19 protein-coding genes, 2 tRNA genes, 1 pseudogene and 1 riboswitch are annotated in these 23,584 nt (G+C 60.9%); of the genes and pseudogenes, 7 read left to right on the forward strand and 15 right to left on the reverse strand.

Annotation, left to right across the window (positions count from 1 at the left end; translation table 11 throughout):
• Positions 1-175 precede the first annotated feature (175 nt).
• The 8 genes from O3648_RS02665 to O3648_RS02700 all read right to left on the reverse strand — a co-directional run bounded on the left by O3648_RS02665 (position 176) and on the right by O3648_RS02700 (position 9,542).
• Positions 176-249, reverse strand: a tRNA-Ile gene (locus tag O3648_RS02665).
• A 109-nt stretch (positions 250-358) separates the two neighbouring features.
• Complete coding sequence (locus O3648_RS02670) at positions 359-1,564, reverse strand: glycosyltransferase (protein ID WP_279742022.1); 1,206 nt, start codon at positions 1,562-1,564, stop codon at positions 359-361.
• Between the two features lie 312 nt (positions 1,565-1,876).
• A complete protein-coding gene (locus tag O3648_RS02675; protein ID WP_279742021.1) occupies positions 1,877-2,749 on the reverse strand; it encodes a phage holin family protein in 873 nt (290 codons plus the stop codon).
• A gap of 418 nt (positions 2,750-3,167) precedes the next feature.
• Positions 3,168-3,240, reverse strand: a tRNA-Asn gene (locus O3648_RS02680).
• A gap of 216 nt (positions 3,241-3,456) precedes the next feature.
• Positions 3,457-5,544, reverse strand: coding sequence for a DNA primase (gene dnaG / locus O3648_RS02685; RefSeq protein ID WP_371568252.1), 2,088 nt, complete (start codon positions 5,542-5,544; stop codon positions 3,457-3,459).
• 138 nt (positions 5,545-5,682) lie between these two features.
• On the reverse strand, positions 5,683-6,849 hold the full coding sequence (dusB, locus tag O3648_RS02690; RefSeq protein WP_371568254.1) for a tRNA dihydrouridine synthase DusB: 1,167 nt from the start codon (positions 6,847-6,849) through the stop codon (positions 5,683-5,685).
• A gap of 207 nt (positions 6,850-7,056) precedes the next feature.
• Positions 7,057-8,034 (reverse strand): N-acetyltransferase family protein, encoded by a 978-nt coding sequence (locus tag O3648_RS02695; protein WP_371568256.1) that lies wholly within the window; start codon positions 8,032-8,034, stop codon positions 7,057-7,059.
• Between the two features lie 128 nt (positions 8,035-8,162).
• Positions 8,163-9,542 carry a glycine--tRNA ligase gene (locus tag O3648_RS02700; protein WP_279789165.1) on the reverse strand — a complete coding sequence of 460 codons (1,380 nt, stop codon included), beginning with the start codon at positions 9,540-9,542 and terminating at the stop codon, positions 8,163-8,165.
• A gap of 234 nt (positions 9,543-9,776) precedes the next feature.
• Here O3648_RS02700 and O3648_RS02705 point away from each other — a divergent pair, with 234 nt between their 5' ends.
• Entirely contained in the window at positions 9,777-9,992 is a 216-nt protein-coding gene (locus tag O3648_RS02705; RefSeq protein WP_279754358.1) for an RNA-binding S4 domain-containing protein, read from the forward strand.
• A gap of 376 nt (positions 9,993-10,368) precedes the next feature.
• Here O3648_RS02705 and O3648_RS02710 read toward each other — a convergent pair whose 3' ends face one another.
• The 3 genes from O3648_RS02710 to O3648_RS02720 form a co-directional block, all read right to left on the reverse strand.
• A complete protein-coding gene (locus tag O3648_RS02710) occupies positions 10,369-10,533 on the reverse strand; it encodes a hypothetical protein (protein WP_371568259.1) in 165 nt (54 codons plus the stop codon).
• A 72-nt stretch (positions 10,534-10,605) separates the two neighbouring features.
• Positions 10,606-12,630 (reverse strand): copper-translocating P-type ATPase, encoded by a 2,025-nt coding sequence (locus tag O3648_RS02715; protein WP_371568330.1) that lies wholly within the window; start codon positions 12,628-12,630, stop codon positions 10,606-10,608.
• Between the two features lie 260 nt (positions 12,631-12,890).
• On the reverse strand, positions 12,891-13,217 hold the full coding sequence (locus tag O3648_RS02720) for a heavy-metal-associated domain-containing protein (protein WP_279754356.1): 327 nt from the start codon (positions 13,215-13,217) through the stop codon (positions 12,891-12,893).
• A gap of 87 nt (positions 13,218-13,304) precedes the next feature.
• On the opposite strand from O3648_RS02720, the pseudogene O3648_RS02725 reads away from it, so the two are divergent.
• The 3 genes and pseudogenes from O3648_RS02725 to O3648_RS02735 all read left to right on the forward strand — a co-directional run.
• A pseudogene (locus O3648_RS02725) lies at positions 13,305-13,619 on the forward strand (sensor histidine kinase); the annotation flags it as partial.
• 139 nt (positions 13,620-13,758) lie between these two features.
• Positions 13,759-13,953, forward strand: a complete 195-nt coding sequence (locus O3648_RS02730) for a hypothetical protein (RefSeq protein ID WP_279789159.1) — start codon at positions 13,759-13,761, stop codon at positions 13,951-13,953.
• Positions 13,954-14,024: 71 nt separating this feature from the next.
• A complete protein-coding gene (locus O3648_RS02735; RefSeq protein ID WP_371568261.1) occupies positions 14,025-15,494 on the forward strand; it encodes a multicopper oxidase family protein in 1,470 nt (489 codons plus the stop codon).
• A gap of 578 nt (positions 15,495-16,072) precedes the next feature.
• Here the strand turns inward: O3648_RS02735 and O3648_RS02740 are convergent.
• The gene (locus tag O3648_RS02740) at positions 16,073-16,825 is read right to left on the reverse strand and encodes an alpha/beta hydrolase (RefSeq protein WP_371568263.1); all 753 of its coding nucleotides are present in this window, start codon (positions 16,823-16,825) and stop codon (positions 16,073-16,075) included.
• A 94-nt stretch (positions 16,826-16,919) separates the two neighbouring features.
• Between O3648_RS02740 and O3648_RS02745 the strand changes: the two genes are divergently transcribed.
• A complete protein-coding gene (locus tag O3648_RS02745) occupies positions 16,920-17,735 on the forward strand; it encodes a MerR family transcriptional regulator (protein WP_371568266.1) in 816 nt (271 codons plus the stop codon).
• Between the two features lie 132 nt (positions 17,736-17,867).
• Here the strand turns inward: O3648_RS02745 and O3648_RS02750 are convergent, their stop codons facing one another.
• The 3 genes from O3648_RS02750 to O3648_RS02760 form a co-directional block, all read right to left on the reverse strand.
• Positions 17,868-18,032 carry a hypothetical protein gene (locus O3648_RS02750; RefSeq protein WP_371568269.1) on the reverse strand — a complete coding sequence of 55 codons (165 nt, stop codon included), beginning with the start codon at positions 18,030-18,032 and terminating at the stop codon, positions 17,868-17,870.
• Positions 18,033-18,319: 287 nt separating this feature from the next.
• Positions 18,320-19,630 (reverse strand): homoserine O-acetyltransferase, encoded by a 1,311-nt coding sequence (locus O3648_RS02755; RefSeq protein ID WP_371568271.1) that lies wholly within the window; start codon positions 19,628-19,630, stop codon positions 18,320-18,322.
• Between the two features lie 190 nt (positions 19,631-19,820).
• Entirely contained in the window at positions 19,821-21,167 is a 1,347-nt protein-coding gene (locus O3648_RS02760; RefSeq protein WP_279742007.1) for a bifunctional o-acetylhomoserine/o-acetylserine sulfhydrylase, read from the reverse strand.
• Between the two features lie 103 nt (positions 21,168-21,270).
• Positions 21,271-21,383: riboswitch (SAM riboswitch) on the reverse strand.
• 356 nt (positions 21,384-21,739) lie between these two features.
• Between O3648_RS02760 and O3648_RS02765 the strand changes: the two genes are divergently transcribed.
• Both O3648_RS02765 and O3648_RS02770 read left to right on the forward strand, forming a co-directional pair.
• Positions 21,740-22,726: an ABC transporter ATP-binding protein gene (locus tag O3648_RS02765; RefSeq protein WP_279754350.1), complete on the forward strand. Its 987-nt coding sequence runs from the start codon at positions 21,740-21,742 to the stop codon at positions 22,724-22,726.
• Positions 22,723-23,583, forward strand: coding sequence for an ABC transporter permease (locus O3648_RS02770; protein ID WP_279754349.1), 861 nt, complete (start codon positions 22,723-22,725; stop codon positions 23,581-23,583). Before O3648_RS02765 ends, O3648_RS02770 begins: the two co-directional genes overlap by 4 nt.
• Position 23,584 lies beyond the last annotated feature (1 nt).

Genomic DNA, 23,584 nt, shown 5'->3' on the forward strand with positions numbered 1-23,584 from the left:
TCAACCCTACCGTATTGAACGCTATGATGCGTCTTCGTTCGTCATTTACCCATTTTCATCACCATTGATGCACTCCATGCATGAAAGTAGGCCTGAGAGCACGACAAAAGCGCGAAAAGAGGGTGCGAAAAAGCCCCGCCCGCCGACAAGTGGGTGAAGTCGACGGGCGGGGCAGTAGGGAGTGCGGGGCTCGAACCCGCGACCAAGGGATTATGAGTCCCCTGCTCTAACCGGCTGAGCTAACTCCCCATCCGGTGCAGTGATGGCGCACAATGGGCGCCAGCACCATCCTCTAGAATACCTGAACAGCGACTGAGAACGAAAAATACTCAATCCGCCGCTCAAGGGCTAGAGAAGCTTAGCGTCGCGAGTCCAGGTAACGCTGGTACGGAGCGTCCCTCACGTACAGCTCCTCGAAGGTGCGCCAGGTGTTCTCAGCGCTGTGGAAGCCCACGATGCGGTGGGACTCACGACCCATCTGCTCACGCTCAGCGGCGGGCAGGGAGAGCACAGCCTCCAGCTTCTTGGCCAAATCCTGAGCGTTATTGGGTTCGAAGAGGTAGCCGTTCACACCATCCTCCACCAGATGCGGCAGAGCCAGCGCATTCGCGAGCACCACGGGGGTGGAGGCGCTCATCGCTTCCAGGGAAACCAGGGACTGCAGTTCGGCGGTACCGGGCTGGCAGAACACATCAGCCATCTGGTACACCTCGGGCAGACGCTCATCCGGAACGAAGCCGCGGAAAATCACGCGGTCGAACACGCCGCAATCGTGCGCCTTCTGTTCGAGAGCCTCACGCAGCTCGCCGCCACCGGCGATATCCAGCACGACGTGCTCGAGAGTATCCGGCAGCAGGGAGAGCGCCTCGATCAGCACGTCCACATTCTTCTCTTCAGCCAGGCGACCCACGAAGGCGATACGCAGCTCACCCGGAACCTTGCCAGCGTCAGCGCCCTCAGCCAGCTCGTAGTCGCTAATCTCAATACCGTTAGAAACGGGCATAACGGGGCGATTAAAATGGCCCAGGTCGCGCATCGCATCCGCACCAATCTGGGTGGGGGTGGTAACGACGGCGGTCTGGGAGAAGCAGAAACGCATGTCCCTCCAGGTGATCTTCTCAATCACACGCTTCACTGCGGAGGGGAAGGGCAGGAACGGGTCAAGGTTCGCCGGCATGAAGTGGTTCGTGGAGATGACGCGGATACCGCGACGCTTCGCCTGAAAGATAAGGGCACGACCAATAATGTAGTGGCACTGCACGTGCACCACATCCGGGCGGACCTCATCGAGGATTGCGCCGACCTCGGACCAAATCTCCCAGGGCAGGCAGATGCGGTTCGTCTCGTGGGTCGGGGGCAGATGCGAGCGCAGGCGGTGCTCAACGATACCGCCCTCTACTTCGGTGCGGTAGCTGGGGCCGGGGATAGGGCTGGCTGCGACTACGTGTACGGAGTGGCCGCGCTTGAGCATGGAGGTGGCGAGGCGGTGACCGAATTGTGCTGCACCGTTAATGTCCGGCGGGTAGGTTTCTGCGCCAATCAGAATCGTCTTTGCCTGTTCCATGACGGGGCTCCTCATCGGGGTGTAGCGTGTCGGTGACTTTGGGGTTTCGGGTGCGACGGTGCGCCGCTTCTACCTCTGCCTGTCGCGTGAACCGGGTGGGTCCAGTACGTATAGCACTTGTCTATTCTACCTGTGAGCTGCGTCCTTCTCCGATTCATGGAGGGAGGGTTTGGCTGGGAGTTGCCTCTAAACCTCCCGTCCGGCCAGGTGCCCTCAATTTACCCAAGACGCGCAAACGCCCCGATGTACTCATCGGGGCGTTTGGACGCTTGGCATTAAACCTATGCCGGTTTGAGCGGCAAACGGTCTTTATTAGCGGCGAACCAGGCGGTTCAGGAAGTGCAGGACGGTTGCAATGGATGCACCCAGTACTGCGAAAGACTTCCAGCGTGCCTGCAAAACCTCGGGCTTGCGCACGTTCTCTGCCAGGCCACGACCGGTAGCTGCTGCACCTGCAGCAACCTCGGAGGGGACTGCCTTGAGAGCATCCAGAGCCTGCTCGGTGTTGTTCTGAACGTCGCCGGTGTAGGACTGCAGGTCGTCGCGCAAGGCTGCCAGGTGCTGGCGACGCTCTGCGGTGCGCTGCTTGAGCTCTTCGAAGGTCGGCGGCTTGGGCTCTTCCTCACCGCGTGCCTTACGCTCTTCAGCTTCCTGACGTGCGCGTTCTGCTGCTTCTTCAGCTTCCTTAGCCTTCTGCTCTGCACGCTCTGCCTGTTCCTTCTTCAGGCGCTCAGCGGACATGGCGGTACCTTCCTTGAGTACGCCGAGGTCGAAGAGCAGACCGAAGATTGCGGATTCGGGCTTGAACGGCAGCTGCGCCTTGACCTTCTTCAGACCGACCAGGGCACAGATTGCCAGGACGATGAGGAAGATGAGGGCGAAGACCAGCGCGGATGCCCAGTAGGGCATGACGGTGCCGAGACCGAGGATTGCTGCAGCAACCAGGGCAATGATCAGGAACAGACCGAAGACTGCTGCTACACCGAAGAAGGCCGCACCCTTACCAACGGCGATACCCTTGGTCTTCAGCTCGTGTTTTGCAATCTGGATTTCGTCCTTAACCTGGCTGGGTCCAAGGGTCTTGAAGGTTTTGCCAGCGTCGATGATGTTCGCGACGCCGGACTTAATCCCGCTGATGCCAGCAAAGAAACCCTTAGGTGCCTTAGGATTAGTAGTAGTGGTCATGACCACCTCTCCGTGACGTGTTTTTGGAGGCTTCTTTTTCGCACTCCACCTCCTATAGTTTAGCCCCTTATTCCATCTCTGGATGACCGTTTGAGTGCGGTTTTATACTATCTCTTCAGGTATTTTCGACTTTCTGGAGATTGTGTTGAGCTACAGGCGTAGCTTTCTGGGTTTGGTTGCGTTGCGGATTTGCTCTGGAGCAGGCGCAAGAGGATGCTGACCGACCACTCCCCCGCTACGCGCTGGGTGGATGCGTGGCGTGTAAGTGGGGAACTTTTCTATGCGTTAGACTTCACATTTTTGCAGGGTGAAGCATCGTTGCCTCGCCGAGTGGTTCTCGCCGAGTGGTTACTGCGCTGGAGTCCCGTCGGGAAAATGGAAAAGCCTCAGAACTTTATTCTGAGGCTTTCACTATTTGCTCCCCCGACTGGACTCGAACCAGTAACCCTTCGATTAACAGTCGAATGCTCTGCCAATTGAGCTACGGGGGATTATTTTGCTTTTCGTTGCCGGTTTCCCTTGCAACGAGTAATAACTATACCGGGACTGTTTGGGCTCCGCAACTTTAAATACCGTGAAGTGCGTCACTCTTTGGGCTGTCTGATGAGATTGGGCGGTACGGCTCCTGCTGATTGGCGGTGCTCCCCCAGCTACCTGTGGAACGTAGAGGTTCTACAGCTAGCCGGGGTATTCACAAGGAACCGTGCTTAGCCGCGCTGTGTGCTGAGCTGGCGGCGGCGCATTTCCAGTTCGAGGAGCTGACGCTGTACCGCTTCAAACTCTTCGTCGTCGGGGTTGGCGCTGAGCTGTTCCAGGCGCATCATCAGGTCAGATTTTTGGCGGGCGATCTGCTGTTCGAATAGGGCGTTGAGTGCGCCGGTAACGAAGTTGGGCAGGTACTCGTCGCTACTGACCGGTAGCGGTGAGACAGCAAGCTCCGCGATAGCGGGGTGTACGCCTTCCACGGCGCCGGAGCGCACACAGTTAATCCATTCGATTCCAGGGGTAGGTGCCATGACGGTTGCCGCATGAATAATGCCGGCCGCTACCTCGCGGTGGGTGCGGTAGCGGAACTGCACGATGGCGAGATTACGCCACTGTTCCACGCTGATGAGCTCGGGGTACTGCAGGGCAATCTCGAGCGCCGCCTTTTCGAGGCGGGCAACCGGGTCGCGCGGGTCGGGGGTGAGGAATTCCTCGACGGCGGGGGCGGTCGCCTCCGGCTGGGGTACAGCGGGTTGAATACTGCTCGGTGGGTGCGCGGCAGCGTTCTGCCCGGCGTAGGCGCTGGGTGCGACGTGGTCTTCCGGGGGCGGTGCATCGTAGGCGGGGTCGTAGGGCGCGTCCGCATGAACTGCCCCCTGAATACCTGCATACCCTGGCGCGCCGGGCACACCCTGCGGACCTTCATTCAGACGCTCGTACCGCGGCGCGGCGGTAGCCTCCGCTTGCTGGATGCGCGAAAGCTTCGGGTGGTTCTGTGCGTACGCCACGGCACGCTGAATCTCGTCGAGTTCCAGACCGAGCTGACCAGACACCTTACGCATGTAGGCGGGGCGCAGATCGCGGTCCTTGATGCCGGCAATAATCGGGGCGATAGCGCGCATCGCCAGCACGCGACCTTCAAGGGTCGCCAAATCGTACTTGACGAGGGTCGAATCAATCGCAAACTCGAAGAGCGGTCGGCGCGAAGCAATCAGAGAGCGCACGGCGGCGTCGCCCTTATGCAGGCGCAGGTCGCAGGGGTCCATACCATTCTCGGCTACCGCCACAAAGGTCTGTGCGACGAAGCGCTGATCCTCCTGGAAGGCGGCCATGGCGGCTTTCTGTCCTGCGGCATCACCATCGAAGGTGAAGATGATTTCGCCACCGGAGCCGTCGTCGGTAATCATACGGCGCACCATCTTGATGTGCCCGGGACCGAACGCGGTGCCGCAGGTCGCAACGGCGGTGGTGATTCCGGCGAGGTGTGCCGCCATGACGTCCGTATAGCCTTCCACAATGACAACCTGCTTAGTCTTGGTCATATCGCGTTTTGCCAGGTCAATGCCGTAGAGCACCTGGGATTTCTTGTACAGTTGCGTCTCGGGAGTGTTCAGGTATTTGGGACCCTGGTCATCGTCAAAAAGGCGGCGAGCACCGAAGCCGATGGTTTCACCGGCGATGGTACGAATCGGCCAGATGATGCGGCCACGGAAGCGGTCATACAGGCCACGGTTACCCTCCGAGAACATGCCGGTAGCCTTCAGTTCCTCATCGGTGAACCCCTGGGAGCGAAGGTGCTTGAGCAGGTGGTCCCAGCCGCGCGGGGCGTAGCCGACACCGAACTTGCGGGTTGCGGCGGGGTCGAAACCGCGGGCGCCGAGGAAGCGTTGTGCCTCCTGCGCATCCGGTGAGTAGAGGTTGCGTTCAAAGAACTCAGTGGCAATCTTGTGCGCATCGAGCAAGCGGCGGCGCATGCCCGCCTCGTAGCGGTCGCCCGGCTTACCGCCCTCATAATGCAGAGTGTAGCCGATGCGCGCGGCAAGGCGCTCCACCGTCTCCACGAAGCTGGTGTGTTCCATCGCCATGACGAAGGAGTACACATCACCGGATTCACCGCAGCCAAAGCAGTGGTACGAGCCAACCTGCGGGCGCACATTGAAGGAGGGCGTGCGCTCGTCGTGGAACGGGCACAGCCCCTTGAAGGTGCCTATACCGGCACTTTTGAGGCTCACATAGCCTTCAATGATTTCGCGGATATCGGTACGAGCGCGGACTTCGTCAATATCTTCTTTGCGGATTAATCCAGCCATAAACTCAATTCTACGGTGAGGGTCAACAGGTAGCGCCTACAGGCGTTGCAGGAGCGGGAGATAGCGCGCAAACAGGCTCGCAAAAAAGGATGCGCCGCGACGCGCAAACAGCACGCCGCGGCACACAAGTACAGGTGTTTAGCCGCCGGAAATATCCAGCTCAGCCTCGACCAGGCCCAGACGCTCAGCATCCCCCAGGATGCGCGAATCCAGCCAGCCATCGGGCAGGTGCGGCTGCTTGGGGCTGCCGGCGCGACCGCGCGAACCCTCCACGGCGGCACCCGGGTAACCAATCGAGTGGTCCAGCTGAGCAATCAGTTCACGGAACGTCACCAGATCGGGCACCTGAGCCATCTTCGCACGTAGCTCGCCACCGACCGGGTAACCCTTGAAGTACCACGCCACATGCTTGCGGATCTCACGCAGGCCTCGGGTCTCATCGCCGAAGGTTTCCACCAGCAGTTCTGCATGGCGGTAAATCATGTCCGACACCTCAGTCAGGGTCGGGCGGATACGCTCCGACGAACCATCAAACGCATTCTGCAGGTCACCAAACAGCCACGGGCGACCCTGGCAGCCGCGACCAATCACCACGCCGTCCACGCCGGTCTGCTCAACCATACGCACCGCATCCTCAGCGGAGAAAATATCGCCATTACCCAGAATCGGCACATCCGGAATCAGCTCACGCAGCTGCGCAATCGAATCCCAGTCAGCCTTACCCGAATAATGCTGAGCCGCAGTACGACCATGCAGGGCAATCGCTGCAACACCGGTATCACGAGCAATCTTGGCGGACTCCAAGAACGTAATGTGGTCATCGTCGATACCCTTACGCATCTTAATGGTCAGCGGAATATCGTTACGGGACGCCTCCTTCACCGCGGTCTGCACGATCGCAGTGAACAGGTCAGTCTTCCAGGGCAGGGCGGCACCGCCACCGCGGCGAGTCACCTTAGGAGCCGGGCAACCAAAGTTCAAGTCAAGGTGGTCGGCTCGGTCCTCTTCAACGACCATGCGCACAGCCTTACCGACATTGACCGCGTCCACACCGTAAATCTGGATGGAGCGGATCTTCTCGTCCGGGTCATGTTCAATAATGCGCATGGACTCGGGCTTACGCTCCACCAGGGCACGCGCAGTCACCATTTCGGTAACGTACAGGCCGCCGCCATATTCACTGCAGAGGCGGCGGAAAGCCTTATTGGTCACGCCAGCCATCGGGGCGAGAACCACGGGAGTATCAACGGTCAGTTTGCCCAGTTTCAGGGGCGGAAGGGTAAGACGGGGTGCTTCAGAATTCACCCCTATATTGTGGCATACGGGGGCAAATTGAGAACCGGACTCAGCTGAGGGGGTACAGCGGCGCGACACAACAGCACAACACAGCACAGCGGCATGGCGCAGGCACAGCAACCGCCAGGAGGCGCAGGTACGCACAAGGGGCGGGGAAGCACTCCACTCCCCCGCCCCTCTCAGCAAGAATCAGCCAGCAGGCCCGGTACCGAAAACCTACTCGGTCACGTAAATATAGGTCGGATCACCCTCCACTGAAGCAGTACCGGCGCGCAGCAACACATCGGTTACCTGAACCAGCGCCTCCATAGAGTCATCAACCTCAACCAGCACAGGATACTTAGCGCTCAGCAGGGACAGTACCTGCATAATCGCCTCCACGGCGCCCTCATTATCAAAGTCGTAGCCCAGCAGCAGTTCGGTGGCGGTGTTCTCATCCACCAGGGCCGCCTCCGGGTCAGTCTCGAACGGGTGGTAGCTCACCGCAAATGCAACAATCGGGCCCTTCTTACCCTCGGCGGCAGCCTCACGAATATGATCGCGAAGCACCACCGCTCCAAAAGCACGCGACTCATCGGAAAGGAAATAACGGTTCACCGTGCCCAACCCCACCTCGGCGGGAACATCCCACTCGTGGGCTCGACGGTAGAACTCCCACAGCGCGGCGGTCAGCTCCACCGAACCGGTCGCCAAATCCTCAATAGCCTGAGTCTCGTTACCGTCAGCATCCTCACGCAACGACACCGGAGGAATCGCACCCGGCTCCACACGCACCATACGGGAACGCTGAATCAGCTTCATACCAGCCGCCTGTGCGAACTCCTCACCGTCACTAAACGGCGCCAACTTCACGCGCAGAGCAGTGGTCTGACCGTGCGCCGCCGCAATCTCACGCAACGCATCCAGCAGGGCGGTACCAATACCCTGACGGCGGTGATCAGCCGCGACCTCCACATACGACCACAAACGCGTCGGATGCAGCAGCGAAGCCACCACAGTACCCGCAGCCACCGGCACGCCAGAAACAGTCACCACCAGGGTGCGGCTAAACGGCGCGTCCGTATCCGGGCCGAAAAGGCCACGCTGGCGCTCCTCATTCTCATTGCGGGCAGAGTTCCAAATCTCAAGCAGGGCAAGGTCATCACCCTCCTGCCAAGGGCGAATCTCAAATTTTTCGCTGAGGCGTTTAGCCATGTTCGTGCACCTTTCCTTCGCTCGCATCAATCGTGCCAATCAGTCTAACCAGGGTAGCCCAAATACACGACGGCGGGTAGCCTCTTTCACTCTAAGAAGCTACCCGCCGACCATGTTATGAATTATTTTTAGCCTGCCAGGCGTGCAGCCAGGTAAGACTTCACCTGATCCAGAGCCACACGCTCCTGGTTCATGGTGTCGCGCTCGCGGATGGTCACAGCCTGATCCTCGAGAGTGTCAAAGTCCACGGTGATGCAGAACGGGGTACCGATCTCATCCTGGCGGCGGTAACGGCGGCCAATAGCGCCCGCTTCGTCGTAGTCCACGTTCCACAGGCCACGCAGCTCATTCGCCAGCTTGGTTGCCGGCTCAGACAGTTCAGCCTTCTTCGACAGCGGCAGGACAGCAGCCTTGACCGGCGCCAGGCGCGGGTCGAGCTTCAGCACGACGCGCTTATCCACGCCGCCCTTAGTGTTGGGTGCCTCATCCTCGACGTATGCGTCAACAAGGAACGCCATCATGGAGCGGGTCAGACCGAAGGACGGCTCAATCACGTACGGCACGTAACGCTCACCGGTAGCCTGGTCGAAGTATTCAAGCTTCGCATTGGAGTGCTCGTTGTGCACACCCAGGTCGTAGTCGGTGCGGTTCGCAACACCCATCAGCTCGCCCCACTCGGAACCCTGGAAGCCGAAGCGGTACTCAACGTCAATAGTGCCAGCCGAGTAGTGTGCACGTTCATCCTGAGGAACGTCGAAGCGGCGCATGTTCTCCGGGTTAATACCCAGGTCAATGAACCAGTTCCAGCAATCCTCAACCCACTCGTTGAAGTACTTATCAGCGTCATCCGGGTGCACGAAGTACTCGATTTCCATCTGCTCGAATTCACGAGTACGGAAAATGAAGTTACCGGGAGTGATCTCGTTACGGAACGACTTACCGATCTGGCCAATACCGAACGGCGGGCGCTTACGAGAAGCAGTCACCACATTGTTGAAGTTCACGAAAATACCCTGAGCGGTCTCCGGGCGCAGGAAGTGCAGACCCTCCTCATTATCAACCGGGCCCAGGTAAGTCTTCATCAGACCGGAGAAGTTCTGCGGCTCAGTCCACTCACCACGAGTACCACAGTTCGGGCAAGCAATCTCATCCATGCCCTCAGCCGCGCGACCCTTCTTCGCCTCAAAGTTCTCCAACAGGTGATCCTGACGCAGACGCTTGTGGCACGACAGGCACTCAACCAGCGGGTCGGTGAAGGTCGCCACGTGACCGGACGCCTCCCACACCGCACGAGGCAGAATAACGGAAGAATCCAGGCCAACCATATCCGCACGAGAGCGGACGAAACGCTGCCACCACTGCTGACGGATGTTTTCCTTCAGCTCTGCACCGAGGGGGCCATAGTCCCATGCGGAGCGGGAACCGCCGTAAATTTCACCGGCCTGAAAAACAAAGCCGCGGCGCTTCGCGAGCGCAATAACGTTATCGAGGGTGGACTTTTCAGCCATAGTTACTCCTTCTGCCCCGCCACCGGCTGTGACGTGCGTGAGTTCGGGTTCATAAGGGACACCGCCCAGAACGGGGCGCCCGTATTCGCGCTCATCGGCGCAATATGCACACTTTTTGATGCAAGACACTAGGGTACCATCACCGCCCCACCCCTGGGTATGCCTGCCCCGGCCCACCACTCCCCCTTTTTTTGCCGGACGCCAGGATGCACCCGGCGGGATAAACTAGAGAGCATGGAAGAAATTTTTATTCGCGACGACATGATTCGTCTGGGCCAGTTTTTGAAGCTAGCTAACCTTGTCGAGGACGGCGCGCAGGCACGCGAGGTCATTCAGCACGGCCTGGTAAAGGTCAACGGCGACATTGAGGAAGCACGCGGCAAGCAGCTGCACCCCGGCGATACGGTGACCTTCAACAGCGTGACCGTGAAGGTTGCGCACGAGGGCTAGCCTCTCTCTGCTTGGTTAGGGCTACATGCGAGGGACGGTGCTCGTCCTCGTTCCTACAGGGAACCCGCCCTCGCTTCGCTTCGGGCACCCTGATGTCACTACGGACGACACCGCCCCTCCGCGCGCACCTCACCAGAGCCGAGGGTAGCTATACCCTCCGGAAGCGACATCAGGGTGCCCACCCGGGCGCTCTCCGCCGCGGAGCAAGGAAGAGCGGAGCGTCCGGGTGCGGCGGGTGCCCCTGCAGGAGCGGAGGAAGGGTATAGCGTCCACCCACCCAGCCCCTGTAGGAACGAGGACGATAACCGCCTTTCCAAGCGGAACCACACGTAAGCCCCCGAGTCGTCATGACCCGGGGGCTTTCCATATAGTCGATTTAGGCGTCAGAGCCTTCCGCGGTGGCGGTCGCCTCCGCAACCTTCTGCTCACGAATACGCGGCTCCTGACCCTGCACCTTCACCTCCAGGAACTCGCCCACGTGACGAATCTCCATGGCGCTCACGCCGTGATCCATTCCACCCATCTCGTCCATGGTCCCCATATGACCCTGAAAGGGTGCGCTTCATGGTGGAGCCTTTCAGGGTCATATGGGGCAGTGGAGAGAAGTGGTGAATCAGTGGACGGCGGTGGATGCCGGAGTAGGCGTGGTGTGTTCTTCCTTCGGACTGGTGGGAGCCAGGTGGGCCGGGTCCAGATCAATCCGGCGCAGCAACTGAGCGTTAAGCGCCACCACAATCGTCGACAGCGACATCAACACCGCAGCAGCAGCCGGGGGAAGCAGAATGCCGCTAGAGGCGAGCACGCCGGCGGCCAGGGGCACGGACAAGATGTTGTAACCGGACGCCCAGATGAGGTTCTGGATCATCTTACGGTAGCTGGCCTGCGAGAGCTCAATCATCGACAATATTGCCCGGGGATCGTCACTGGCCAGGACCACTCCGGCGGATTCCATTGCCACATCCGTGCCGGCTCCGATGGCGATGCCGACCTCGGCGCGGGCCAGGGCCGGGGCGTCGTTGACACCGTCGCCGACCATGGCCACGCTCAGGCCACGCTCCTGTAACTGGGTGACCTTGGTGTCCTTGTCCTGGGGCAGAACCTCGGCGAAGACCTCATCAATCCCCAGGTCCTGGCCAACCGCATGGGCCACCTGCTGCGCGTCACCGGTAATCATCGCGACCTTCACCCCGCGGTCCTGCAGGGCTTTCACAGCGGCGCGGGATTCGGGGCGGATCTTGTCCTCGACGGCCACCGCACCGATAATCTGACCGTCGCGGACAATATGGAGTACACCGGCCCCACGCCCGGTCCAGGCGCTGGTGGCGTCGGTGAGCTCGGCCGGGGTGGTGAGGTTGAACTCGCGCAGCATGTTCGGCCCGCCCACGAAGATCTCAGCGCCATCGACAGTGGCCCGGACCCCCCTGCCGGAGGCGGCGCTGAAACCAGTTGCACGGATTTGCCGACGAGAGGCCTCGGGATGGGTGGCCGCGGCCGCCACGATGGCGCGGGCCACGGGATGCTCGCTGTCGGCCTCCGCGGCGGCGGCCAGGGCCAGCAGCTCGCCCTCAGTGACGCCGACAGTTGCCGCGACACCGGTGACCGCGTGCGCGCCCTCGGTCAGGGTACCGGTTTTATCGAAGAGCACCACGTCGATGGTGCGCATCCGCTCGAGCGCCATCCGGTCCTTGATGAGCACCCCGGATTTCGCGGCCCGCTCGGTGGAGATCGCAATGACCAGCGGAATCGCCAGGCCCAAGGCGTGCGGGCAGGCGATGACCAGCACCGTGACCGTGCGCACCACGGCATCGTCCGGGCTGCCGATGGTGGTCCACACCACCGCGGTGATCAGAGCAGAGATCAGCGCGAACCAGAACAACAACGCCGCCGCCCGATCCGCCAGGGCCTGGGCCCGGGAGGAGGACTCCTGTGCGTCGGCAACCATGCGTTGGATTCCGGCCAAGGCGGTGTCCCCGCCGGTAGCCTCCACCCGGACGCGGACGGTGTTGTCGGTGGCCACGGTACCGGCGACCACCTTGTCACCGGTGTCGCGGAAGACGGGACGGGATTCGCCGGTGATCATCCCCTCATCGAATTCGGCGGCTCCGTCGATGATGGTTCCGTCGGCCGGCACCCGGGCACCGGCCCTCACCAGTACGACGTCGCCGACGACCAGCTCGGAGATGTCCACGGTGCGGGTGGTCCCATCGATGACTTTCTCGGCCTCATCCGGCAATAGGGCAGCCAGCGCGTCAAGCGCGGAGGACGCACCCCCGAGAGCGCGCATCTCCAGCCAGTGTCCCAGCAGCATGATGGTCACCAGCAGGGCCAACTCCCACCAGAAGTCCAGGTCAAAACCGCCCAGCCCCAGAGTGGTGACCCAGGAGGCGACAAACGCCACGGTGATGGCCATGGCAATCAGGAGCATCATCCCGGGTTGGCGGGATTTCAGTTCCTTCCATCCGCCCTTGAGGAAAGGCGTTCCGCCGTAGACGAAGATGATCGTGTCCAGTATCGGGGGAATCCAGGTGGATCCGGGGAATTCCGGGAGGGGGTAGCCGAGCAGGTGGGCGACCATGGGGCTGAAAATAACGACGGGAATGGACAGAATCAGTGACCACCAGAAGCGTTCCCGAAACATTGCGGTACTGTGCCCGGCGTGTTCGCCGTGACCATGAACCTGGTGGTCTTCGTCCAGGACAGAGTGCGGGTGACCGTGGGACATCGCCTGGCCGTGAGTGTCGGCATCTGCATGGTGTTCGTGGCTGGCATGATCCGGGTGGTGGGTGTGGTCTGTTTCTGGAGCGGGGTGATCACCATGGTGATCGCCGGAATGGTGGGGAGTGTTCATGACGTTCCTTTCGCTCAACCCGGTCGGGGTCGAGATGATGGGTAAATCGATCAGGATAAGACGGTGTAGCCGGTCGCCTCGATAGCCCGGCGAACCGTCTCCGGAGGTACGACACCGGTGACCGTGACGGTGGAAACACCACCAGCAGCGAGATCAACCTGGACGTCGTCGACTTGGGGGAGGGTCTGAAGGGCCTGGTTCACGCTTTTCGCGCAGTGCCCGCAGGTAAGGCCGGTGACCTGATAGCTAGAGGAGGACCCTCCTGCTGACGAGTCGCTGGCGGCAGGGTTGGAGACGGTGTCGGCACGTGAGGCAGGTCCGCAACAGCTGCAGCCGTGGGAGGCCATCGGCAAGAGGCGGGGCGGGGCGGTGATCATGGGAAAGCTCCTACGGGTCGGTGGGATGCGGCGATGCCACTTCTCTAGCATATACCCCCCAGGGGTATATTTTCAAGAGGTGGAGGACACACCCCGGCCGGCAGGCAGGTCCGGATTAGCGTCCACCGACAGGGGGTGTCCACCGCGCTCATCCACATCGCCGATGACGGCGAGGGCATCCCACCTGGCCAGCCCGGACACATCTTCGAACGCTTCTACCCGGGGGGGGGCGCCCGCAGTCGGGACAATGGCGGGGCCGGTATCGGTCTGACCATCTCCAAGGCATAGATTGAGGCCCACGGCGGCACTCTCACCGCCACCTCCCCCGGGCCCGGTCGCAGAGCAGTGTTTACCCTCCGCCTCCCACTGTCCCCTCCCAATAGTGAGGAGGCTACTCGGTGACCACGCCCTGCCCCGCGCGAGAGCCATACCCTACCCCCTTGAAAATATACCCCAGGGGGGTATATGCTAGAGAAGTGGCATCACCGCATCCCACCGACTCGTAGGAGCTTTCCCGTGATCACCGCCCCGCCTCTTGCCGATGGCCTCCCACGACTGCTTCTACCACAGCCTCACGACCTGCCTGGGGGAACTCGACAATGAGGATATCCAGGTCACAATCACCGATGATGCCATCGGCCTGATTGAGGTCAGCTACCAGGGGCGTACCGGCACCACGGAGTTTTCCACCACCGACGACGGTGCCATCTGTGTCACAGACCTGCGCCTGACGTGATGGCTCAGCAGAGTCCTCACCTGCGCCTGTCTCCCATATCACTGAAATCTTGTACCAAGAAAGGTTAAATCATGACGAACGCGTTTCCCCGACGACAGTTTCTGCTCGGCGGGCTCGCCCTCGCCGGCACCGGGGCCTTGGCCGCCTGCACCAGCAACCCAGGACCCGCTGCCTCGACACCAGGTCCCTCCCTTCGCCCCACTCCCACCCCCACTGCGCTCGGTGAGCCGACGGTGCGCCGGACGCTGACCGCCCGGCCCCTCTCCCTGGATATCGGCGGCATCGAAGCCAAGACGTGGGGATACGTCTCTAACACCGGGGATGCGGCCATTGAGACCACCGTCGGCGACGTCCTCCAGGTCGATATCACCAATGAACTGCCTGAGAGCACCTCCATCCACTGGCATGGCATCGCACTCCAAAACGCAGCCGACGGTGTGCCCGGCATGACCCAGGACCCCATTGAACCTGGCAAGTCTTTCTCCTATGTTTTTAAAGTCCCCCACGGTGGCACCTACTTCTACCATTCCCACGCCGGCCTGCAGCTTGATCGCGGCCTCCACGCCCCACTGATCATCCGTGATCCGCAAGACGCTGAGGACCATGACGTTGAGTGGACCATCGTGCTCGACGACTGGGTCGATGGCATTCAGGGCACTCCCGACGATGAGCTCGACAAGCTCACCGGAATGGGTTCGGACGACCATCACGGGAAGATGGGAATGGAAAATCATCACGGCACCCCGGATCGGGTACTGGGCGGGGATGCCGGCGATGTGATGTATCCGCACTACCTCATCAACGGACGTATCCCCCGTGCTCACCGGACCTTCGAGGCTCGCCCGGGCAACAAGGCCCGCCTGCGGTTTATCAACTCCGGCGGTGACACCATCTTCAAGTTGGCCCTCGGGGGTCATCGCATGACCGTTACCCACACCGACGGCTTCCCTGTCCAGCCCTTGGAGACCGAATCGATCTACCTGTCGATGGGCGAGCGTGTCGACGTCGAGGTCATCCTCGGCGACGGCGTCTTCCCGCTCACGGCTTTGGCGGTGGGTAAGAACGACCGCGCCTTCGCCGTCATCCGCACCGCCGGCGGCCAGGCCCCCAGCCCCGATGTCGACTTCCCCGAGTTGTCGTCCACCGGGCTGCTTCTGTCCTCCCTGAAGCCAGCAGACCGTGCACTCCTGCCCGAGGGCACACCAGACCGAGAAGTCAGCATCGACCTGGACGGGCAGATGATGCCGTATAAATGGAGCATTCTCACCGACGGCCAATCCTCCTCCGCGACCGTGCAGGAGGGCCAGCGCCTGCGGATGGTCATGCGCAACAGGACCATGATGCCCCACCCCATGCACATCCACGGCCACACGTGGTCGCTGCCCGGCAGCGGCGGGCTACGCAAGGACACCGTCCTTCTCCGCGGCGGCGAAACCATAATCGCCGACCTGATCGCTGAGAACCCCGGTGAGTGGGCATTTCACTGCCATAACGCCTATCACATGGAAACCGGGATGTTCAGCTCGCTTCGCTACACGTAACCCCCACAGCAGGATTGAGTGCCGAGGTGGGCAGAGTCGCTACAGACCACCCACCGGGCAGCACGATGATCTTCCTCGGTGTTGTGGTCTTCCGGGACAGCCAGAACACCGCCTTCTTTCCCACCGCCCCGGAATAAGAAGATCTAATCCGTGCCGAGCACACCCCGCAGAGCCGCCATCGTGGTTGCCGCGGTGCTCCCCTTCGTTCCTCCCCTCACTAATCAGGGGCGGGGCGCCGCATATTTCCTCCGCGCCTACGCAGGGGCACCCGTCACCCGGACGCTCCGCCCTCTCCTCGCTCCGCATCGGAGAGCGTCCGGGCTGACACCCTGAGGGCGCATCCGGAAAACGCGGCCGCACCCGCACAGCTCTACAGGCAGGCCTGCTAACTCCAGCGCGAAAAGGCGATATCGTCCGAACGTGACATCAGGGTGCCCGAAGCGAAGCGAAGGCGGGTTCCCTGTAGGAACGAGGACGATAACCGCCTTTCCAAGCGGAACCGGGCATCCCAAGCAGAAGCAAAAGCTCAACGTAAGCCCCCGAGTCGTCATGACCCGAGGGCTTTCCATATAGTCGATTTAGGCGTCAGAGCCTTCCGCGGCGCCGGTCGCCTCCGCAACCTTCTGCGCACGAATACGCGGCTCCTGACCCTGCACCTTCACCTCCAGAAACTCGCCCACATGGCGAATCTCCATGGGGCCAACGCCGTGGCCGATACCGGCGTACAGCACCTTGATGCCGTCGGTGTACTTGCGGATCCAGTCGTAGGTGTAGTTCACTATCTCCTGCGGGATGACGGGGTCTTCCTGATCGCGACCAAAGAACACCGGCAGTTCGGTCTTCTTCAGCTCATCATCCTTGAAGTACGGCGAATCCGAGTCCACCGCGTAGCCGGACAGACCCACCACCGCAGCGAACTCGCCGGGGGCATGACGCACCATCGAAGTTGCGACACCCATGCCCTGCGAGAAGCCCAGCAGGGTCACCGAAGCGTACGGTGCACGGTTCTCGCGCACCCATTCCAGCACGTAGTCGCTCGCCTGTTCGATGGCGCGCTGGTTAGATTCGAGCTGCTGGTTCAGCGGGTACCACTGGTAGCCGATAGCATCTGCGGCAATGTAAGCGCCGGTCGAGTCCGCGGAGAACTGGGTACCGACCGGCTGCGGCGCACGCATGGAGGCGTAGGTGAAGCCCTCCTGCGGAAGGTGCGCCGCCAGGGACAGCAAATCGTGCTCCTGGGAGCCGTAGCCGTGCAGCATGAGCACCAGGTGGGTGCCTGCTCGTTCGTTCTCGGGGCGGGTGTATTCGACGACGTATTTGTTTTCGCTCATGCACCCATCTTAGCGAGGACTGCCGCGCAAACCTGCACCGCAGGTTCCGCCGCTAGCTTGACCCTCACCTAACGTGAGGTTTTAGAGTGAAACCATGGATGCGAACATAACACCACCTGACGGGCAGCACAAATACACCGTAGGAGAAGCGGCATCATTGCACGGGCTCACAGTGCGCACGCTTCACCACTGGGAGCAGCGAGGCTTACTCAACCCGGCACATGATACGTTCAACGGGTACCGGTACTACACCGATACAGACCTTGAACGAATCACCGTCATCCTGGGGTACCGCGCCATCGGCATGGGCCTTGACGCTATTCGCAACATACTGCAGGACCAGGAGAACAGCACCGAGCATCTGCTCGCTCAGCGGGATATGCTTCAACGCAAAATCACCGCCCACCGGCGCATGCTTGAAACCATCGAACGCCTTTTGGAGGACACTATGGCACCTAAAAATGAGCAGCTCAGCGCTGCCGAAAAAGCAGAGATTATGGGTGAAGGGTTCAGCCTCGCCCACCAGCAGGAAGCGCAGGAGCGTTACGAGAAAACTGACGACTGGGCTGAATACCAGCGCCGTACTGCCTCAATGGACCGTGCCGACTGGCAGAACGGCAAACAGCAGATTGACGAGGTAGAACGAGCCCTCGTCGAGGCGTTCAACCACGGCGTGCAGCCGGGCAGCGAGGAGGCGAATGCGCTCGCCGAACGGCACCGCGCCTCCCTGTTCTTCTTTGAGGTCACCCCCGCTAAGCACGCTATTCTAGCCCGCGGTTACGTTGAGGATGCCCGCTTCAAGGCGTATTACGAGAAGCTCGTGACCGGGCTTGCGGAGTGGTTGCGGGAAGTCATCTATGAGAATGCTCGTGCACACGGTGTTGACCCGCTGGAAGCTACCTGGAGCTAAAGCTAGATGCTGAAAATACCCAGCAGCTTAGCATGAGTAACCAAGCATACTCAGCTGAATATGAAAAGATGCCCGGTATTCCCTACATCACATCGGGTCTACCGGGTGTTACATGCTGTTTGTGCATTAAAACTAGATGGTTATCGAGCGGGTGCTGTCGAGGTGATGGCGGTGCTCCTGAATACGGCGATCCAGGTTTTCAAGGTTCTGTTGCAGCCCGACAATCTCGTTTTCAATCTTTCGGCGGGCGCGCTCCATCACGTCGATGGAGAGTGCGTGGTTATCCAGATTATCCAAAATTGTGCGATTGTCGGCAAGACTCATTCCGGTCTGACGGCAGGTAGCAATAAACCGTACCAAGGAGATGAATTCCTCGTCAAAAGCGCGAGTTCCAAGAAACGCCGGGCACTCACGCTATACGAGCACCCGGCGTCCCATAACCCAACCGTTAAGGTGAACGTTAATTCTCAACGGGCGGAAAGACAGTTGAGAATACCCAGCCATTCCCTCACAATCCCACACCCACTGTTTGGAGAAAACAACATTCAGCGGGATGCGCGTAACGCGCCCGGGTGCCGGTTGCCTTAGCGAGTAACAGCGCCGTACAGTCGAGTCATCGACTCCAGAGCTTCACGTTCACGCTGCGCCTCACTCTGGGTGGCAGATTCATCTTCAACGCCGAGGGCACGCGCCAAAATCTTCTCCACCTGCTTCGACTCAATGAGGAAGCCATCATGGCCGTGGTTCGACTCGATAATGTCCACGGGCACCGGAGTGGATAGCGCCTCCGCCAGGCGGTGCGACTCATGCGGGAAGAACAGGCGGTCCGTGTTCACCGCCGCAATCGTCCACTCACAATCGGTGTGCACCAGCGCCTGCGCCAGGGTGCCGCGGCCACGCGCCACGTCGTGCGAAATCAGTGCCTCATTAACCGCCAGGTAGCTGTTCGCGTCAAAACGCTCAACCAGCTTGGCGCCGTGATGGTCCAGGTAGCTTTCGATAGCGTAGCGGCCACGCGGCTCACCCAGCGAGCCACCCACGATGCTTTCGCCACGGTTCTCTTCACGGCCGAAGCGGTGCTCCAGCTCGGCGGGGCTGCGGTAGGTGGTGTGCGCGATACGGCGAGCTAAGGCAAGTCCTGCGGTCGGCGCGGGACCGGCATAGTAGTCACCGCCGGCAAAGTTCGCATCCGAACGAATCGCAATATTCTGGGTGTGAGCCCATGAAATCTGCTCCGCCGTTGCTGAAGGGCCGGAGGCAATCACCGCGCATCCACGTACCAGCTCAGGGTTAGTTGCCGCCCATTCCAGGGCACGAGCGCCGCCGAGAGAACCACCAATCACGTAGCGGAAGCTGGTCACCCCCAGGGCCCGGGCCAGGTACGCCTCAGCACGCACAGAATCACGGATGGTTACCTGCGGGAAGCGGGAACCCCAGTATTCACCGGCACCCGGGTAACCTTCGGGAATGATGCTTGCCGGTCCAGTCGACCCATAGCAACCACCCAGAATATTGGGGGCAATCACAAAATAACGGTTAGTGTCTACGACCGAGCCGGGCCCCACGATGCCTTCCCACCAGCCATCCGATTCAATAGCCCGAATCAGCGGGGCGGGCATGTCGGGGGTGGGTACGCCCCGAGAGACATGCGTATCGCCAGTGAGTGCATGCAAAATCAGGATGGCATTGTCGCCAGCCTCATTGAGCGTACCCCAGGTTTCGTAGCCGATAGTGACCTGCGGAAGAATCACGCCGGATACGAGCTCCAAGTCGCCGATGTTCAGCTGACGCAGATAGCCTTGTGCTTCGGGGTGTTCGCGCTGGGTACCTGCCACGGGGATGGGCGCGGTAACAGGCTGGGTGGTACCGGACTGGTTAGTGCTCTGGGTAGTCATGGGGGTCCCTTCACTGGGTTTGGCCGGCAAGGTAGTGCCGGGTGTGAGCGGGGTACTCGTCTATGGGTAGAAGGAGCAACGGGTGGGGCGGCATCAGCGCCGCGCAGTGACAAAACGCTCCGTAACGGGGAATCCGCAGGTGGACCGAAAAGCCATAGCTTACCGGTCCACCTGCGGATTACATCACCGTTTAGGAGAGGGTGTCAAAGCCCAGCTGCAGGTCGGCGAGAATATCATCAATGTTCTCAATGCCTACTGCCAGGCGCACAAAGTTCGGGTACACGCCGATCTTCTCCAGCTCCTCAGCGGAAAGCTGGGAGTGGGTGGTGGAGGCGGGGTGAATTACGAGCGAGCGCACGTCACCGATGTTCGCCACATTGGAGTGCAGCTTCAGGGCATCTACGAAGTCGCGGGTCTGCTCCAGGGTTGCGTCTTTGAGGGTGAAGCCGAGAACCGCGCCGGGGCCCTTGGGCAGGTACTTCTGTGCACGCTCGTACCAGGGGGAGGATTCCACGCCAGCCCAGATGACCTTCTCGACCTGCGGGTTCGCTTCGAGCCAGTGGGCAACCTTGGTAGCGTTTTCAATGTGGCGTTCGATGCGCAGAGAGAGAGTTTCCAGACCGATACCGATGTTGAAGGCGTTGGTCGGGGAGATGGCGGCACCGGTGTCGCGCAGCAGGGAGACGCGCGCCTTCAGGATGTAGGAGAGGTTCGCGCCGAATGCGGAGTCCTTGCCCAGGTCGCGTGCGTAGACCAGGCCGTGGTAGCCGGGGGCGGGCTGGTTGAACTTGGGGAACTTCTCGGGGTCTGCACCGTAGTCGAAGTTACCGGAATCAACGATTACGCCGCCGATGGAGGTTCCGTGGCCACCCAGGTACTTGGTTGCGGAGTGGACGACCACGTCCGCGCCATGTTCGATGGGGCGCAGCAGGTAGGGGGTGGGTACGGTGTTGTCCACAATCAGGGGTACACCGTTTTCGTGCGCAATTGCAGCAATAGGCTCAATGTCGAGCACGTCGTTACGGGGGTTAGGCACGGACTCGCCGTAGAAGAGCTTGGTGTTGGGGCGGACTGCGGCGCGCCATGCGTCCAGGTCGTCCGGGTCCTCCACAAAGGTGGTTTCGATACCGAGGTCGGCGAGGGTGTACTTGAGCAGATTGTAGGTGCCGCCGTATACGGAGGGCGATGCAACTACGTGATCGCCTGCACCGGCAATGTTCAGGATTGCGTAGGTGATAGCTGCCTGACCGGATGCCAGCAGTAGCGCGCCAACGCCGCCTTCCAGGGAAGCGATACGGTTTTCAATTGCTTCCTGGGTGGGGTTGTTGAGGCGAGTGTAAATGGGGCCCAGCTCGGCGAGGGCGAAACGGTTCGCTGCCTGCTCGGCGCTTTCAAAGACGAAAGAGGTGGTCTGGTAGATGGGTAGTGCCCGAGCTCCCGTTGCGGCATCCGGCGCCTGACCTGCGTGAATCTGGCGGGTTTCGAACTTCCAACCGGCGGGGTTGGCGGGAGTCGGGACGGTAGTGTTGTTGCTCATGCGTGGCTCCTAATGGGGATTCTTAGGGGGCCGCATGCCGACGGTACAGGAATCGTCGTCGAATAATCCTGTCACGATTGATGTACCGTTTTCGGTCACATCGGTCCCGCGCTTGCGTCACGCTCTTGCGTGCCGCCCGGTCTTCACCCAGGGCACCCCACCGCGGAGGAGGGTTGCCGGCCAGCTAGCTGGGGCTTATCGCTGGCGCTCTTGACCTGTTATTTAGAGTGTCATAGGGCACGGGGTGGGGTCAAGGGTTTTGTGGGTGTGCGGTACTTTAAGACATTTCATTGCAAAGATGACGTTTTTTAACGTCTGTCACCAAAAATCGCCTGCAACAAAACGTGAGTGACGATGCCGGGACAGTCAGAGGGCGAGGTAATTAGAATGCGGAGGTGAACACCCACTATTTGCGTAGTAACCTCCATCACTTTTATCTGTGCTTTTCGGTACACTGAAATGACACATACACTCACGCAGGGTACAACTCGCTACGGCTCGCTAAGCCGCTTATCCTGCTCAACATCCCTCCGGTATAGGAGCCAGAGGGTCATACCCGAAGGTTACCTACCATGTCTCTTGTTCTTGACGCCACGCAACTCAGCCGAGTCTTTGGCAAAGGTAAAAATACCTTTACCGCCGTCGACCGGGTGTCACTTCGCGTCAGTTCCGGGGAAATTCACGCCCTCCTCGGCCCCAACGGTGCGGGCAAAACGACGACCGTGCAGATGTGCTCGACTCTGCTCACCCCCACCGGCGGTAGCCTCACCGTGAACGGTATTGACGCTATCGCCCACCCGCAGCGGGCGCGCCGTCACGTGGGCCTCGCGCTGGGCGGGGAGAACGGCTTCTACCCGCGCGCCAGTGCCCGCGATAATCTGCTGTTCTTTGCCGATGTTACGGGGGTTTCCGGGCGGGCCCGAGGGCACGAGGTTGAGCATGCCCTAGCCCGTGTGGAACTCACCGATGCGGCAACGCGGCCTGTCCAGGAGTTTTCCCGCGGCATGAAGCAGCGCCTACATATTGCCCGTGCACTGCTCGGCTCCCCCGCTCTGCTCCTGCTGGATGAGCCGACCAACGGGCTCGACCCCGATATCGCCCTAACCGTACGAACCCTTATCCGTTCTCTCGCGGAAGACGGCGCCGCCATTCTGCTCACAAGCCACCTGCTGGGCGAAATCGAGGACCTGGCGCACACCATCACCGTCTTGGGCGCTGGCTCCGTTGCTGTGAGCGGCAGTCTCGAGGACGTTGCCGCGCACGCAGGTATTGCCGCCACGACCGTGGTTCAGGTCGAGCCCACCGCCACCGAGGGCATTGATACGCTCCGCGGGTTCCTCGGCGATAAGGCGGCGGTACTTTTTGCCCCACGCGGTTCCGGCTGGGAACTGACCCTCTACTGGCACGGCGAGCGCGCCACGTTCGAGGCGGGCGAGACGCACCGCATCCTGGCGGAGGGACTTGCCGCCGCACGCATTGGGGCGCGAACCGAACCGTACACGCGCCCGGCAACCTTGGAAGAGGCATACCTGGCGATGGCGGAGGGGCTCAAGCGATGAACGCTCAGACGCAACGCTCAGAAGAGTTCCAGCGGCAGGGTCGACGGTACGACCTGTGGCAGGAGTGCGCCCGGCAGCTACGGCTCATGGGCTTTAGCCTGCGCCAGTTCCTGACGGTCCCCTACTTCATTCAGCTGCTCATTAGCACGGTACTCGGCTCAGTCATCCTTCAGGCGCTCGCCGTGCATGCGGCGGCGCAGAGCTCCGCGGGTCACTCCGTTGACCCGACTCTCGCGTGGACCCGCGCGGGCATTGTGGGCATGTGGTCGGTCTGCATCGTGTCTGCGGGCATCATCAATTTTGAGCGTTTCCGTGGGACCCTCGTGTACCTGTGTTCGGGGTCGATTTCTCCGGTGCGGGTGCTGGCGGCTATCGTTTCAAGCGCATCCGTTGTGGGTTTGGCGGCTTTGCCCCTGTCGTGGCTCATCTGGGCTCTTGTGACGCTCAACCCGCAGGTCACAGACTTTTCAGCACTCTGGCCGCGCTACGTTCTGGGCGTTCCCCTGCTGTGGCTTGCGTGCCTGTCGGTCACGTTCATGATTGCGGTATTCTTCGTGGCCACGCCGAACGCTATCGCCTACGAGGAGCTGTTGCTCGTGCCGGTTTTTATTCTTTCCGGGGTTCTCTTCACGACCGTTGAAGCGCCCGCCTGGCTGGATGCCGCGGGTGTGCTCATTCCCCTACAGGCGCCGGTTCACCTGCTACTTGGGCGTACCGCCATCACTACCCCGGCGGATGCGCTCCTGCCCGTAATTCAGACCCTGGTCGTGAGCTTCATCTGGGCGCTGTGCGCCTTCCTCTTTGCTCGGAAGGCTCTCGCCTCAGCCCGCCGTCGCGGCACCCTGGGGGCGATGTAGC

It is taken from the genome of Rothia sp. 27098_8_161 (assembly GCF_041432905.1).
Taxonomy (GTDB): Bacteria; Actinomycetota; Actinomycetes; order Actinomycetales; family Micrococcaceae; genus Rothia.

Excerpts from the sequence above, each read along its gene's own strand:
- O3648_RS02670 (WP_279742022.1), bottom strand. The coding sequence starts at position 1,564 with ATGGAACAGGCAAAGACGATTCTGATTGGCGCAGAAACCTACCCGCCG.
- O3648_RS02675 (WP_279742021.1), bottom strand. The coding sequence starts at position 2,749 with ATGACCACTACTACTAATCCTAAGGCACCTAAGGGTTTCTTTGCTGGC.
- dnaG (WP_371568252.1), bottom strand. The coding sequence starts at position 5,544 with ATGGCTGGATTAATCCGCAAAGAAGATATTGACGAAGTCCGCGCTCGT.
- O3648_RS02695 (WP_371568256.1), bottom strand. The coding sequence starts at position 8,034 with ATGGCTAAACGCCTCAGCGAAAAATTTGAGATTCGCCCTTGGCAGGAG.
- O3648_RS02700 (WP_279789165.1), bottom strand. The coding sequence starts at position 9,542 with ATGGCTGAAAAGTCCACCCTCGATAACGTTATTGCGCTCGCGAAGCGC.
- O3648_RS02705 (WP_279754358.1), top strand. The coding sequence starts at position 9,777 with ATGGAAGAAATTTTTATTCGCGACGACATGATTCGTCTGGGCCAGTTT.
- O3648_RS02710 (WP_371568259.1), bottom strand. The coding sequence starts at position 10,533 with ATGGGGACCATGGACGAGATGGGTGGAATGGATCACGGCGTGAGCGCC.
- O3648_RS02715 (WP_371568330.1), bottom strand. The coding sequence starts at position 12,630 with ATGTTTCGGGAACGCTTCTGGTGGTCACTGATTCTGTCCATTCCCGTC.
- O3648_RS02720 (WP_279754356.1), bottom strand. The coding sequence starts at position 13,217 with ATGATCACCGCCCCGCCCCGCCTCTTGCCGATGGCCTCCCACGGCTGC.
- O3648_RS02730 (WP_279789159.1), top strand. The coding sequence starts at position 13,759 with ATGGCCTCCCACGACTGCTTCTACCACAGCCTCACGACCTGCCTGGGG.
- O3648_RS02735 (WP_371568261.1), top strand. The coding sequence starts at position 14,025 with ATGACGAACGCGTTTCCCCGACGACAGTTTCTGCTCGGCGGGCTCGCC.
- O3648_RS02740 (WP_371568263.1), bottom strand. The coding sequence starts at position 16,825 with ATGAGCGAAAACAAATACGTCGTCGAATACACCCGCCCCGAGAACGAA.
- O3648_RS02745 (WP_371568266.1), top strand. The coding sequence starts at position 16,920 with ATGGATGCGAACATAACACCACCTGACGGGCAGCACAAATACACCGTA.
- O3648_RS02755 (WP_371568271.1), bottom strand. The coding sequence starts at position 19,630 with ATGACTACCCAGAGCACTAACCAGTCCGGTACCACCCAGCCTGTTACC.
- O3648_RS02760 (WP_279742007.1), bottom strand. The coding sequence starts at position 21,167 with ATGAGCAACAACACTACCGTCCCGACTCCCGCCAACCCCGCCGGTTGG.
- O3648_RS02765 (WP_279754350.1), top strand. The coding sequence starts at position 21,740 with ATGTCTCTTGTTCTTGACGCCACGCAACTCAGCCGAGTCTTTGGCAAA.
- O3648_RS02770 (WP_279754349.1), top strand. The coding sequence starts at position 22,723 with ATGAACGCTCAGACGCAACGCTCAGAAGAGTTCCAGCGGCAGGGTCGA.